This window comes from Paenibacillus peoriae, assembly GCF_022531965.1.
Taxonomy (GTDB): domain Bacteria; phylum Bacillota; class Bacilli; order Paenibacillales; family Paenibacillaceae; genus Paenibacillus; species Paenibacillus polymyxa_D.
Genome location: NZ_CP092831.1, coordinates 2,893,826 through 2,909,580, shown reverse-complemented (window position 1 = coordinate 2,909,580; position 15,755 = coordinate 2,893,826). Strand labels below are relative to the sequence as shown.

At 42.4% G+C, this 15,755-nt stretch carries 3 protein-coding genes and 4 pseudogenes; all 7 read right to left on the bottom strand.

The window, feature by feature from the left end; all coding sequences use genetic code 11:
• Positions 1–119 precede the first annotated feature (119 nt).
• A pseudogene (locus MLD56_RS12610) lies at positions 120–359 on the bottom strand (transposase domain-containing protein); the annotation flags it as partial.
• Positions 360–686: 327 nt separating this feature from the next.
• Positions 687–2,155: pseudogene (locus MLD56_RS12605) on the bottom strand (IS5 family transposase).
• A gap of 288 nt (positions 2,156–2,443) precedes the next feature.
• Positions 2,444–2,830: pseudogene (locus tag MLD56_RS12600) on the bottom strand (SDR family NAD(P)-dependent oxidoreductase); the annotation flags it as partial.
• A 127-nt stretch (positions 2,831–2,957) separates the two neighbouring features.
• Positions 2,958–3,721 (bottom strand): annotated as a pseudogene (locus tag MLD56_RS12595) (IS5 family transposase).
• A gap of 118 nt (positions 3,722–3,839) precedes the next feature.
• Positions 3,840–4,592: a carbohydrate-binding protein gene (locus MLD56_RS12590; RefSeq protein WP_029515254.1), complete on the bottom strand. Its 753-nt coding sequence runs from the start codon at positions 4,590–4,592 to the stop codon at positions 3,840–3,842.
• A gap of 305 nt (positions 4,593–4,897) precedes the next feature.
• Complete coding sequence (locus MLD56_RS12585; RefSeq protein ID WP_025721395.1) at positions 4,898–5,620, bottom strand: thioesterase II family protein; 723 nt, start codon at positions 5,618–5,620, stop codon at positions 4,898–4,900.
• Positions 5,621–5,643: 23 nt separating this feature from the next.
• Complete coding sequence (locus MLD56_RS12580) at positions 5,644–15,753, bottom strand: non-ribosomal peptide synthetase (RefSeq protein WP_241113512.1); 10,110 nt, start codon at positions 15,751–15,753, stop codon at positions 5,644–5,646.
• Between the last annotated feature and the right edge of the window lie 2 nt (positions 15,754–15,755).

Sequence of the window (15,755 nt, the reverse complement as noted above, 5' to 3'; positions counted from 1 at the left end):
AAAAACCATTGCAAAAGAGGCAAAAAGAGACCCCGAAGTCTCTTTTCAGGTTCATCACCAGCAGTTGTGTAAGCGCAAAATAGCCCCCACCTTGTTCCCAAGATGAGGGCCTGTTAGTCTTAGTTTGATTGAAATAGGCGGCACGTCAGTGGGAGCGAAGGCGACCATGGCAACAATTCGTCTAGCTCAACCGGATCTTTCGGATTCGCAAGCTGCGGAAGCTGTTCGAGCAGGTCCGTCAAATACTTGAAAGGATTTAGCCCGTTTTTCTTCGCTGTTTCAATGACACTGTAGATCGTTGCACAGGCTTTTGCTCCGTGTGGCGCATTGAAAAAAAAACCATTTTTTTCAATGATAACGAGCGAATACCAGCCGCTTCCGTCCGGTGAAGAATAGACGGTCGAGTACGCAAACCACATCGCCCCGGCATCGTGTCCGCTGTCGATATGCAATTTCACCTTCAATTTGTCATTAGTCCTATTGGCGATCCGCCAACATTTTAACTTTATCTTGACTAGCTTAAACCATGCTATTAATAGTAAACAAAGTAACGAATTTCACCGATAATGTTACTTTGTTTACGGGATATCTTAACTCTGTAAACAACGTATTCAGCGTAGTGGTGCCTTTACAATGAGAGGCATCGGATAACCTTGCTAGGTAGGGCTTGCTGAACGGGTCACATTTTACAGTGGAACGAGCAAGCGGACCGCGAGTCTCAACCACAGCCATTGCAAAATAGACAAAAAGAGAACCCGAAGTCTCTTTTCGAGGTTCATCACCAGCAGTTGCAGCCCGATCACGGTCTCGCTCGTCGTCTGAAGGTGTGCTCGAATACGGCCAAACCCATAACTGCGCTTGCCTTCGCCGAACTTGCCTTCCACCGCATTGCGTGCGGCTGCATCCGTCTTGGCGATTTTCTTTTTCTCCTGCTGATCGGCTGACGGACGACCCAACTGCGGTCCGCTTAAGCGAATTCCCTCTTTGCAGAAGCGCAAGTTGTCGCGGGTTCGGTAGATCTGGTCGGCCAGCACCGCTTTGGGATAATAACCAAATCTGGCGCGGTAACGCTCTACGGCGTCCTGCAATGTCTGCCCTTCGTTGTAGCTATCCCACGACAGATGCTCGCGGAAAGCGTAGCCGTTCACCACGCTAATCGCCAGCTTCTCTCCGAACTCGACGTTTGCCCTGGCTTTGCCGCGCACGATCGGTCTGACATGTGGCTGTGCGATACTGACAATCCGATCCGATATGCTGTGTGTCCGCTTGTCATACATCGTTTGCTGCTGACGATAAAGCTCTTGAATGACCAGCAGTTCCTTGTACAAACGCCGCGGCAGGCCGCTCGTCATATCGGCGAGTTCGGCGATCATGCGCAGATCACGGGAAACGAACCTGAGCTGCTTGCCGATCGCTTTTCGTATCGCGCGCGGCTTCACGCGCCGCTGCTTGGCAACCGCCAGATAGGCTTTGCGGGCACGCTCTCGGTATGTTCTGGGCTTGCGGGTCTTTCCACGTTCCGGTTCGTGCAGGATGTCGATGATCTTCTCCAGCTTTTCTCTGGCCTGATTCAGTAACGACAAATCCGTCGGGTAGGCGATATCCGCCGGCGCGCAGGTAGCGTCCAGCAGCAGTTCGCCCTCGTTCGTCAGTTCCATCTGCTGTGGCTGCGTTTCTGAAGGCTTACCGGACGCTGCGTCAGTTCCGCTGCCAGGTTCATCGTCGTCCGATGAATCATCCGACACTTGCGCGCTTCTTCCAGAGCGATCCATTCATTCACTTCATCCAGAATTTCGCCACCCAATCGCTTGCGGAAATGCGTCATGAGAGAATGATGAAACGGACGGCGGTACCGATATTCCGGCAGACCGAGGAAGTACTGCAGATACGGGTTCTCCAGAATCTGACGAAGTGTCTCCCGATCATCGGTGCCAAGCCGCTCCTGGATGATGAGTGCGCCGAGCGCGATACGGATCGAAACGGCTTTTTGGCCCTTGAGGCTTTTCTTGAAGTTTTTCGCATACTTCTCTTCGAGCATCCACCACGGAATCATCTGGGCCAGCAGCACCCAGCGGTTATCTTCTGCGAGCTTTCCGCCGAACGGCAGAAAAAAGTCGACGGGCAGGTTCATCTGGTTCTCGGTTCGCTGATACAATCCTGACGCCTCCAAGTGCACGGTTTTTCACGGGGCTGCCCCGTTTTCCTTCGACATAAGAGGCCCTAAACCCTTGTGCCTGTTGGAGTTTTGATTCGTTCAGCAAGCCCTAGGTAAACCGTGTCCTATGGGCATCGGCGCACGTGTTTAGACTCCGATGCCACGAGGCTCATTGTCAAGGCGAATACGTTGTTTACATGTCTTCGATGTACACGCCCTTGATAATCAAGGATTTTCTAAAAGCGAGTTGAGATAATTAACGAAAATATACGCTAAGTATTAAACGGATTAATGACCCTTTGGCGGCTCAAACATCATATTGTTTAACTGGTTCACAAAAATACCTTCGTTCGGGCCCGGGTTGTTTCGAAATACTTTCGCTTCTTCCACTAGAACCTCGTCCGCATCCGTACCAAGTACCTTCATCGTTTCATCAATGAATGATGCTAGTAGCATAGAGCTCGGATCGTTATTGAAATACGTTTGAACCCCTGGCGGCGCAATTTCCAGGATTTTCACCGATGTGTCTTTAAGCATGTACCGTTGGGATAGCGTATAGGAATGGAGCGCTGCTTTCGTCGCACTATAAACAGCAGCACCCGCCAGTGGCACGAATCCAAGTGACGAAGTCGTGTTGATAATAACCGCTTCTTCTTTGGACTTCAAATGCTCGAGTATCTACATAACTTTTCACAAATAGTATATTGTACATATTTTTTAGAGAGAATGCCTGTTTTAGAACCTTCTCTTTGTTCTTATTCAAAAATTTAATTGTACAATTCTCTAGGGCCTGTACGCAAACCTATTTGAGCCATAAACGAATTGAAAGCAGCGTCAAAAAAGCCATGAACATGTTCGCTGTTTTTTCATAGCGAGTGGCCAAGCGTCGATAGTTTTTTACTTTGTTGAAAAAGCATTCAATTAAGTGTCGCTCTTTATACGTTTCAGAATCTAACGGGCGCTTTACCCGCCGATTGCGTTTGCTTGGGATAACCGGAGTGATCGCTCGGCTTTGCAAAAGCTCCAGAATGGCATTGGTATCGTAGGCGCGATCAGCCAACACTTCGCCCGGGCAGAAGTCCAGTTCATGAAGAAGGCGATAGCCGGTGACAGAATCGTGGTCTTGTCCTGGCGTCAATTCGAAACGCAGCGGATAGCCGAGCGCATCCACCATCGCATGAATTTTGGTAGTTAATCCTCCGCGCGAACGTCCGATTGCTTGCCGGTCCTGCCCCCTTTTGCGCCCGCTCCATGTTGATGGACGCGGACGATGGTGGCATCGACCATGACCTGCTCCCAATCCGGCTCGATGGCGACATGCTTCAGTATTTCACCCCAAATATTCGCTTTTTGTAGCCGCCAGAAAAAGCTGTAGGCTGAAAACCAAGGGCCATAGTAACTCGGTAAATCCCGCCATGGCGCGCCCGTTCGAGCAACCCAAAGCACGGCATTGAGCATCTGGCGCCGATCCTTGCGCGGACGTCCTCCCTGTTTTTTTCGGGCTGGGGGCAACAGGGGGTCAACTATATTCCATTCTTCATCCGTTAACTCGTATCTTCGTCTCATGTGCCTTATTTTACTAGATTTCTACGAGTTGTACAGTTTGCGTACAGGCCCTAAAAAAATCGGGCTGAAAAAACGCATTTTTCAGCCCGATTTTGCTTATCTTTTTTTAAAATCCACCTTAGTTCTTACCGCCATAGCCCTTATAAGTAGAGTAAACTGCATCTGCATATTGATTGGCCAGAATAGGACGGCCATAAGAATCTGTAGCTCCCGGATACCAGTAATCTCCTCCGTTATAGTGTAATAAGCCGTTATATATATTGCCGAATTTAATAATCTTTTCATTTAAAATCAGGGCGCCCAAGTATACCTGATCTTGTTCACTGCCGTGATTATAAGCAGGGACAAATTTTGAACTGAATTGAGATAAATAAGCATTACGTGTGTTTGGTTCTACCTGCATCAATCCGTCGCCGGCTGATGGACTGCCTGGTAAGCCTGCTCCAAAGCTGCTTTCCTTTTTGATCACAGCACTCAGCAATAAAGCAAAATCTCCGCCTTTACCGAATTTATCGCCCGCATTCATTGTGTATGTCCATATGTGGCTTGGAACTTCGGAAGGCTTTGTTACTGAAGGACCTGTTGGTGGCGTTGTTGGCGGTGTTGTAGGTGGCGTAGTTCCGCTGCCGCCTTTCTCCCATAAAGCAGGAACAATAGGTGGTTCCCAACCTACGAGGGAAGTATGTGCCTGACGACAGGTATAAGTACTTCCACTATATGTTACTGTATCATTTACTGCATAGGCAGTATTTGGTGCCCATGCTCCCCTAGCGGCTGCGCTCACCGGCAAGACTGCGCAAAAGGTGGATAAGAATACTGCTAAAACTACCAAAAGTGATGTGGCTTTAAAAGAAAACTTTTTGCTAGTCATTTTCAAACCTCCTTGTATTTTTCTTCTGATATTTTCCTGTGTTGCTCATTTTCAACATTTATCAGCACTATTTCCCCCCCTTTGTTTTCACAAAAACTTCAAGTTCATTCCATAATTAAAGCGCTTAAACAAATGATTACAATTCTGGTAATAAAGAAACATGGAAATAATTCCAATAGGACGTAGGTTCTACTTTCTTGAAATTTTTGATTAGACTGGAAAGAGGCTAAGTCTACAGGTCATTAAAGTCAACCTAAAAACTTAGCCTCTTGATTTCATATTAAATTTTAAATAAACTTCAGTCTTCACATACCATTGTCTGCAAAGTCGATGAGACTACTATTTATTATTGCTGCTACATCCTTTTTGTAATCGTGTATAAAAAAATGATCCCCGTCAAACATATGAATTTTACAACTTTTGGACGTATAATCATGCCATTTTGCAACGTCAAAAATAGTGGCTCCCTTTTCTCTTTTTCCCCACAATACACTTATATCGCAGTCAAGCTTAGCGTTTTTTTCAATGTGCCTGTATGTGTCAGTAATTCTAAAATCCGCTCTGAGTATCGGTAAAAACAACTCCATTAATTCATTGCTTTTCAGAACCTCTTTGGGCGTGCCTCCCAGCTTAAATACCTCATCCACAAACTCCTTATCCGGCAAATCATAGAGTACCTTCTTCTTACTTACAAAACCCGGAGGATATCTGCCGGAAATAAACATATGGACAGGATATGGATGTCCGAGCTCCTTTATTCTATAGGCAAGTTCATATACAAGTACACTGCCCATACTGTGGCCAAACAACGCATAAGGTTGTTCTTCAAGGTTGCTTATGATAATACGGTGTATATCTTCAAGCGCTTCCTCAACACTTCCGTAAAACGGTTCACCAATCCTGCTGCCTCTTCCCGCAAGCTCAATCGGGAAAAGCTCAATCCTATCATGCAAGTATTGTTCCCAATATTTATATACTGCTGCAGAACCTCCTGCATACGGCAGACAAAACAATTTAATCTTATCCATTATATCTACCCCTTATATCTGAACTATTGGTTGATCTCTTCCAATATTTCTTTAATAATAGCCGCATTTTTATCTATATATCCTGTACTTAACATATCAAAATGACTGCCAAATCCGTTATATACTTTGAACTCTCCCGTTGTTGCCTCTCTCCATCCTTCACATAAATCAGCTTCACCTTCATTGTCTTGCTGCTGTGATATAATAAGATGGATATTGGAGTTTATCTGTCCCGAGTTTATAACACTTCTAGTGTATTTATGATAATTTCTCATTCTTTCAATGGCCTTTTCAATAACTGCCTGGTTATCTCCAAACATGCCTTTTATAAGTTTCTCATTTTCTTCTATAAATTCTTTATCCTGTTGCTCAGCAAGTTTCTTAGCATCTTCGCTTTCTTCCTCAATAAGGACAAATGATTTAGCCGAATCCAGAAAGATTATATCGGATACATGATGTCCAGTTTCAATTAATACTTTAGCAACTTCAAATGCCAGATTACCTCCTGCCGAGTAACCAAATAGAATATATGGGCCCTCGGGTTTGACAGAAGTAATTGCCTTCACATACTCCTCCATCCTGCTCTCATTTTCTATAAAGTCAAAGGAATATATGGAATAAGCATTCATTTGTTTTGATAAACTACCATAAGCTATTCCATTTCCTCCTCCTGGAGGGAATGCAAACATAAGACTCTCCATTGCTGAATTAAAATGAATTGCCGGACTTGGTGTAATATAATCATTGGCGTACGTATTGTGTATAAAACGGGCAATTTCCTTTATGGTTGGGGCCATATAAAAGTCTTTTAGTGGTACCTCAACATTTAACTGTTCATAAATTCTGCTTATAAGGGATATTGCCTTCAGTGAGTATCCTCCCAGTTCAAAGAAGTTATCATTCACACCAATTTTTTGTACTCCAAGGGCATCATGCCACAGCAGTGCAAGCTTCTCCTCAACTTCACCGCAAGGCTCTACATACTCTACTGATGTAGCTAAAGTACCGTCATTTTGGGGTAAATTATTCCGATCTATTTTGCCATTGGCTGTCAAAGGCAGCTTTTCCAGCTGAACAAAGTATTGTGGTATCATGTAATCGGGAAGTTCTTTTAAGAGAAGCGCCCTTAAATCTGATATTGTAGATTCACTTTCCCCTGCTATATAAGCACACAAATACTTGTTGCCCTCCTGGTCTGTCTTTGCAATTACCGCAGCTTCTTTTATTGAAGGATGCTTTAATAGCTGCACTTCTATTTCCCCAAGCTCTATCCTAAAGCCCCTAATCTTTACCTGATGGTCTACTCTGCCTATAAATTCGATGTTTCCGTCAGGAAGCCACCTTCCAAGATCACCGGTACGATACATTCTTTCTCCAGAGCTGAAAGGATTAGCTACAAATTTTTCCGTAGTCAATTCAAGTTTGTTCAAATAGCCTTTTGCCAGCCCATCTCCAGATATATATATTTCACCAGTTGTATTAACCGGTAAGATATTCATGTCTTCATTAAGTATATATATCTTATAATTCTGCAATGGCATACCTATAGGTATACTTGTTAGATTTCTCACCTTCTCACGGCTTAAATGGTAATAAGTTGAATCTACGCAGCATTCTGTTGGACCATAAACGTTTGTTATAGTAGGGTTATTATCTTTAAACCGATCATAGAAACCTTGTATACCTTTACATGAAAGTTCTTCCCCTCCGATAATAAACTGCATAACTGAAAGACTTTCGCCAGGCCTGGCAGTATTTGTTAAAAGCTTTATATGTGCTGGTGTTCCGTCTGAAACAGCAATTGAATTCCTGTTATAGTACTTTAGAAGGCCCTCACCATCTAGCCTTGTATCCTCAGGAACTATAAACAGCGTATGGCCAAGGAGAGAAGCCGCAAATATTTGTTTTACAGATGCGTCAAAAAAGTAAGGGGACACAAGGGCAACATTTAAATAATTATCATAATTTTCATAGACAAGCTTTCTTAGTCCATAAACCAAGTTAACTACACTTCGATGCTCTATCATTGAACCCTTCGGAACTCCAGTAGATCCCGATGTATAAATGATATAAGCTAAGTCCTCTGGTTTATTTATTTTATCAAGGTTTTCAGCACTTCCAATGTATATTTCAGGGGAATCAAGCAGTAATATATTACCGTAAAACTCTGCTTTATCCGCTAAATGTGATTGCGTCAACAGCATAGTTGCATTACTATCTTCCAGTAATTTTTTTATTCTTAGTTCAGGAAGTTTGGTTGAAATTGGTAAATAGACACCTCCTGCTTTTAAAATCCCCAGTATTCCAACCTGCATATCTACGGATCTTTCTACCATTATTCCAACTATGCTGTTTTGCTTTACACCATTACTTCTTAGTGCTCTGGCAAGCTGATTTGCCTTTTCATTGAGCTGCCTGTAGGTTAATTGCTTGTCCTCAAACACTACAGCTACATTATCAGGTGTCCTTTCCACTTGGTCTTGGAACAGCTCATGTAGAGTCTTATCCCTAGGGTATTCTGCCTTTGTATCATTAAAACTATTTAGTATTTGCTGTTTTTCATCCTGAGATAGTATATTTATTTCGGACAGCATCTTTTCGGGGTAAGCTGTGATCTCTTCCAGTACATTGATGAAATGGACCCCAAGTTTTTCTATTGTCTCTTTCTTAAACAGACGAGTAGCATACTTTAACCCAAATACAATATTATTCTGGGTCTCTTGGGCGTTTAGGGTCAAATCAAATTTGGACGCCCTGAACTCATTATCATAGGGCATGAACCTTAGCCCATTCATCTTAAATTCTGATGCCTCTTTATTTTGCAAGACAAACATAGTATCAAACAGCGGATTTCTGCTCAAATCCCGCTTAATGCTAAGCTTCTCCACAAGTTCCTCAAATGGGTAATCCTGGTTTTCATAAGCCCTTAGAGCGTTTTCTTTTACTACCATCAAAAACTCGCTGAAATTCTTTTTACCTTGAGGGTAATTCCTCATAGCTAGGGTATTGACAAACATGCCTATGATGTCCTGCAAATCTGTATGTGGCCTTCCTGCTATAGGGCTTCCAATTACGACATCTTCCTGTCCGGTGTATTTGAAAAGAAGCACATTGTATGAAGCTAGAAGCACCATATACAGTGTTGCTCCATGATCCACGGCAAGCTTGTTCAGTTTATGTGCAAGTTCCCGGCCTGTTTCAAAACTGACCATATCGCCTTCAAAACTCTGTATAGCCGGCCTTGGGTAGTCTACCGGCATATCAAGTACTGGTATTTCTCCCCTAAATGCCTGGAGCCAGTATTCTTCTTGTTTACTGATTGTGCCGTCAGCAAACAATTTATTCTGCCATACGGAATAGTCCTTGTACTGAATCTGAAGTGCTGGAAGATTCATTCCTTCATACAAGCTTATGAATTCTCTTACCAGTATTTCATCCGACACCCCATCAGATATGATATGGTGTTTATCAAGCATCATGACATGCCTGTCTTCTCTAATTTTTACGAGCCCTGCTCTTAGTAAAGGAGCCTTGCCAAGGTCAAATGGCCTTATGAATTCATTTGCTGCTTCTGAGGCTTTTTCTTCGCCGGTTTCCATGTACATGATACTAAATTCCACCTCATCATGGACCTTCTGCACCGGTTCACCATCTACCATATGGAAGGAGGTCCGGAAAGCCTCATGCCTTTTTACCAGCTGATCTAAGGCTTTCTCAAAACGTTCTATATCAATACTGCCTTCTAACAACATAAACTCTGGCATATTGTATGCCACCCTTGCTCCTTCAAGCTGATTTAATATATACAGCCTTCTTTGGGAAGACGACATAGGATAGTATTCCATTTCTCCAGTGGGCTGGATAGATTGATAAATACTCTCTTGGGCTTCCTGGATGTACTTGGCAATTTCTGCAATTGTCGGCAGCTTGAATATCTCCTTAAGAGATATATTTACATTGAACTCTTTGTGAATTTTGGCTGCAAAGTTTATTGCTTTTAATGAGTGCCCCCCAAGCACAAAGAAATTATCATTTCTCCCTATTTTCTCAACCCCCAGGATATCCTGCCACAATTGTACAAGCTTCTCTTCCACTTCACCTGAAGGTGCTTCATACTCTACTCCAGTATTTAAATGAGCAGCAGGGTGGGGCAAGTTCTTCCGGTCTATCTTACCATTGGCTGTCAAAGGCATTTCATCCAGCTGCATGAAGTATGCCGGGATCATATACTCGGGCAATTCTTTTGAAAGGCATTCCCTTAGTTCAGTTATTGTCAGTTCATTTTCCCCAACGAAATATGCACACAGATCCTTGTTCTTCTGTTGGTCTTCCTTTACAATAACCACAGCTTCTTTTATTGAAGCATGTCTTAATAGCTGAGCCTCTATTTCTCCAAGTTCTATTCTAAATCCCCTTATCTTTATCTGGTGGTCCATCCTGCCTAAAAATTCTATATTCCCGTCAGGCAGCCATCTTGCCAAGTCCCCAGTACGATACATTCTTTCTCCCTTTATAAACGGGTTAGATACAAATCTTTCTGCAGTAAGCCCCGTCTTGTTTAAATAGCCTTTGGCAAGACCATCCCCAGATATATATAATTCCCCAGCGATACCTATAGGATTTACTTCTAATTTCTTACCAAGTATATATGCTCTGGTGTTTGGCAAAGGACGGCCTATGGGGATATTATCCAATCCACTAAGCCCCGCCGCAGTAATCAAATATTCCGTAGAATCCACACAGCATTCGGTAGGACCATAAACATTTGTGATGCAAGGTTGCACATCCTCAAATCTGCTTAGGAAGTCTTTTACTGCATCAAATGGAAGAACATCTCCGCCTATAATAAAATGTCTCACTTTTAGGTTATTATCTATAGGAGGAGAATTTAACATCATATTTACGTGTATGGGCGTTCCATCCGAAATATCAATCCTATTTTCACTATAGAAGTCCAGCAGCTTTTTACCGTCTTTCCTTGCTTCCTCCGGTACAATGTACAATGCATGCCCCATTAGCAGTGCTGCGAAAATCTGCTGCACCGAAGCATCAAAAACATAAGGGGCAATGAGGCAAACATTCAACGGTGATTCATATTTGCTATATATTCTCTGGAACAGACCCTCTACCAGGTTTAATACACTCTTATTATCAATGCAAACACCTTTAGGGTTTCCCGTTGAGCCAGAGGTATAGATGATGTACGCTGTATCACCAGGCTTATTTATACATTTTATATTCACATCGTTTATAAAATTATAATCATAATCAGATAAATCAATAATCTCACCATCGAAATCATCACGATCCATAAGATGATTTTGGGTGAGTAAAATTTTGGCCTTGCTGTCCTCCATCATATACCTTTTTCTTTCCAATGGATAATTAGGATCTACAGGAAGGTACGCCCCCCCAGCCTTGATTACTGACATTATACCTATAACCATTTCAGGCGAGCGGTCCACCATTATGCCTACAATATCATCAGGCTTTACTCCCTTTTCTCTTAATGCCCTGGCCAATTGGTTTGCCTTTTGATTCAGTTCTCGGTAGGTTAATTGTTTACCTTCAAAAACCACTGCAATATGATCAGGAGTCTTTTTCACTTGCTCCTCAAACATTTGGTGTATGGTTTTATCCAGGGGATATTCGAGAGCAGTATCGTTAAAGCTGTATAATACTTGCTGTTTTTCTTCCTGTGATAACATTTCGATTTCATAAAGCCTTTTTTCGGGGTATGCTGCAATTTCTTCCAGCAAATTGATGTAATGAGCCCCAAGTCTTTCAACTGTTTCTTTCTTAAACAGTCTTGTACAGTATTCGAGTTCAAAGGCTATACCATCCTCAGTCTCAAATGCATTTAAGGTGATGTCAAATTTTGATATTCTGCCTTCTATCCCTTTGTTGTACGGCTTGAAGCTTAGATCAGACGTTATGAGCTCTGCTTTTCCAACATTGTATATGGCAAACATGGTATCAAAGAGGGGATTCCTGCTCATATCCCTCCTTATGTCCAGCTTATCCACTAATTCTTCAAACTGATAGTCCTGATTGTCGTATGCTTTCAAAGCATTTTCTTTAACTTCTTTCAAGAATTCAATAAAAGTCTTTTCTCCTTGCGGGTGGTTTCTCATGGCCAGAGTGTTTACAAACATACCTATGATGTCTTGAAGGTCAGCATGAGGCCTTCCAGCTATAGGACTTCCCACAATAATATCTTCCTGTCCAGTGTATCTAGATAACAGCACATTGTATGCAGCAAGAAGCGTCATATATAATGTAGCTCCATTGTCTGATCCAAGCTTGTTAAGTCTAACCGCAAGCTCGCTATCAGCTTCAAAGCTGATGTAGTCTCCTTCAAAGCTTTGTACTGCGGGTCTTGGGTAGTCGGTGGATAAATCCAGCACAGGGATCTCTCCCTGAAAGGTCTGGAGCCAGAATTCCTCCTGCTTACTTATGGCAGCTCCTGCAAACAATTCCCTCTGCCAAACTGAGTAGTCCTTGTACTGTATACGCAGTGGAGGAAGTATTTTCCCTTCATATAAGCTTATAAACTCTCTTACCAGTATGTCGTTGGACACTCCATCCGATATGATATGATGCATGTCAAACACCATAATATGTCTGGCTTCTCCAATCTTTACAAGTCCAACTCTTAATAGTGGAGCCTTTCCAAGGTCAAAGGGCCTTATGAATTTCTCCACTATTTCGGGAACCTTCTCTTCACTGGTTTCCAGGTACATGATACTTAGGTCCGCCTTGTCATGGACTTTCTGAGACAGCTCTTCCTCGATCATATGGAAGGAGGTTCGAAAGCTCTCATGCCTTTCTATCAGACTATGAAAAGCCTGCTCAAAACGTGCTTTATCAACAGTACCTTCCAGCAATATTATGCCAGGTATATTGTAGGCGATTCCAGCTCCTTCAAGCTGGTTTAATATATATAGTCTTTTCTGGGCGGATGACATGGGATAATATTCCATATCCCCAGCACGTTGAATGGACTGATATAGGCTCTCCTTTGAGTCTTCAATGTAGCTGGCAATTTCTAAGATGGTTGGTGTCTTGAATATTTCCTTAAGAGGTATGTCTACATTGAACTCTTTGTGAATTCTTGCTACAAGGCTTGTTGCCTTTAACGAGTGTCCTCCGAGCATAAAGAAGTTATCATTTCTTCCTACCTTCTCTATTCCAAGGATGTCCTGCCACAGCAGCGCAAGCCTTTCCTCCACTTCACCTGAAGGCGCTGCATACTCTGTTCCTGTATTTATTCTTCCATCAGGCAGCAGCAGCGCCTTTCTGTCCAATTTTCCATTTATGGTTAACGGTACTTTTGCTATCCTCATAAAATAGGATGGAATCATATAATCGGGCAGCTCTTTAGATATAAGCTCCCTTATTTCGGTCACTGTCACTTCTCGGTCAGACACTATATAAGCGCAAAGATACCTGCCTACACTTGAATCCTCCCGGTCAATGACCACCGCCTCATTTATATCAGCATGCTTCAAAAGGGCTGCTTCTATTTCCTCAAGCTCGATTCTATACCCTCTTATTTTAACCTGGTGGTCTTTTCTGCCGGCAAATGCAATATTCCCGTCAGGAAGCCACTTTGCAAGATCTCCTGTTTTATACATCAGTTCTCCAGGCATAAATGGGTTCGGTACAAACTTTTCCCTGGTAAGTTCCGGTTTTTTCAAGTATCCTCTCGCCAATCCTGCCCCGGAAACACAGAGTTCACCCTCAACACCTATGGGCTTAAGATTATTGTTTTCATCAACTATAAACACCCGGGTATTGGTAATAGGTTTACCAATAGGTACCGACTTATCGGCCGTCTCACAATCATCTGCTTTCCATACCGTTGCACATACGGTTGTCTCAGTAGGTCCATAAGCATTTATATATGAAATCCTGTTGCTCCATTTCTTTAAAAGTTCGAGAGTGGAAGCCGAACCTGCTGCAATTACCTTCTTTAAGGAAGTTACTTTTTCCGGGTCCAGATTTGCCAGATACGGAGGTGGTAAAGTAGCAATAGTTATCTCATTTTCATTTAGGTATTCTTCAAATCTTCGATAGTCATTGATAATATCGCCTGAAGATATATATAGTGTTGCTCCTGCCAATAGTCCCATAAATATTTCCCAAACTGCAGCGTCGAATGAAATTGATGCAAATTGAATAATCCTATCGCTTTCACTTACATTTAAGCGGGTCTTGAAAAACGCCTCCAGATTTGCTACCCCTTTATGTTCTACCATAACCCCTTTAGGTTTTCCTGTAGACCCAGATGTATAAATGATATATGCCAAATTTTGCGGTGAACATACCACTTCCAGGTTCATAGGGTTTCCGGCATAAAGGCTTTCATCTTCTATGTCTATATACTTCCCGTAAAACTCCAATTTCTCCAGGAATTGCTTTTGGGAAATCAGCACCCCTATCTCGCTGTCCTCGAGTAAATATTCGATTCTTGCCTTAGGGTAGTCAGGATCTATAGGCATATATGCCCCTCCGGCTTTAAGTATGCCAAATATACCTATGACCATCTCCAGTGAGCGTTCTACCATAATACCCACTATGCTGTCTGGTTTAACTCCCTTATCCCTCAACACTCTTGCAAGCTGATTTGACTTCTCATTGAGTTCCCTATAGGTTAGCTGCTTACCCTCAAACACCACTGCCGCATTGTCAGGTGTCTTCACCGCTTGTTCCTCAAATAGTTGGTGAATGGTCTTTTCCCTGTGGTATTCCTCCGTTGTATTATTGAAGCAGTGTACTATTTCTTTCTTTTCCACTTCGGTGAGTATATCAATATTCCTAATATGCATATCGGGATTATCGGTTACAATTTCTATTACCGACTGAAAATGTCCCTTGATTTTTTCTATGAAATTACCATCATATACCAGTGAGTTGTAACTGAATTTAATAGATAATTCCTTACCGCCATCAACGAGTATCCCAAAATCATAATTCGTCTGCTCGAATATTTCCATTCCAACTACATTTAAAATGCCATTACTGGATGAAGCATTAACCGCTTCATCCATAGGGTAATTTTCAAAAGCCATAACATGATGTATCAAGGCATCTTTCAAGCATGTTTTTGACTGCACATCCGCCAGAGGATAGAAACTGTACCGGTCAGATTCAAGCACCGATTGCTGCATCTCTTTGATCAGTTCGGTAAAAGTTTTATCCTCATCACAACTCACCCTTACTGCAACGGTATTTATAAATAAACCCACCATGCTCTCAATTCCCTGTATTTCATGAGGCCTTCCCGATACCACCTCACCAAACACCACATCATCGGTATTGTTATACCGCTGTAATAATATCCCCCATATGGTCTTTATAATGGTACTCATGGTTGTATTGTTTTTGGCTGCAAACTTCTCAAGATCGCTAGTTATTTGTTCAGATATTTTAAACTCCGTTTCTTCAATCCTGAAATCATCACTTGCAAACCTGCCGTTTTGGGGAAGGACTGTCTGATGCTCGTAACCTTTAAGATAGGTTTCCCAGTAATCTGCGGCCTCGTTCTGATTTCTGCCTTCCAACCATTTGATATAGCGGCTGTAAGGATATACCTTTCCTGACTCCGGCTCCCGGCTATTCATCAGGGCTTCATAGTTTTCCATAAATTCTCTAAATATATTTGCGAGACTCCACCCATCAATAATGATGTGATGAAAGCTCCATACCATGTTATAAGATTGGTAGCCTGTTTTAATTACACTTAATCTTGTTAAAATATCCCTTGATAAGTCAAAGCCCTTTTTTCTGTCTTTAACCCTGTATTCTTCTATATACCTATCCCTTAGTTCTTCGGCAAGGGAGGTAATATCCTCATAGCTGACAGACAGCTTTCTTTCCTTCATGACTACTTGTAAGGGCTTGGCTACATTTTCATACAAAAAAATTGTTCTCAAAGCGTCATACTTTTCAATAATGATATTAACGCTCTTTTCAACACAATCAATGTCCAGGATGCCTTTTATAGAAAGTGATATCTGCTCAAAGTAGGCGTCTGAATTTTTATCCATCATATAGTGGTACAATATCCCTTGCTGCATAGGAGTGAGCCGGTACATATCTTTTATGTTTTGTTTCTTCAAATCACTCATAA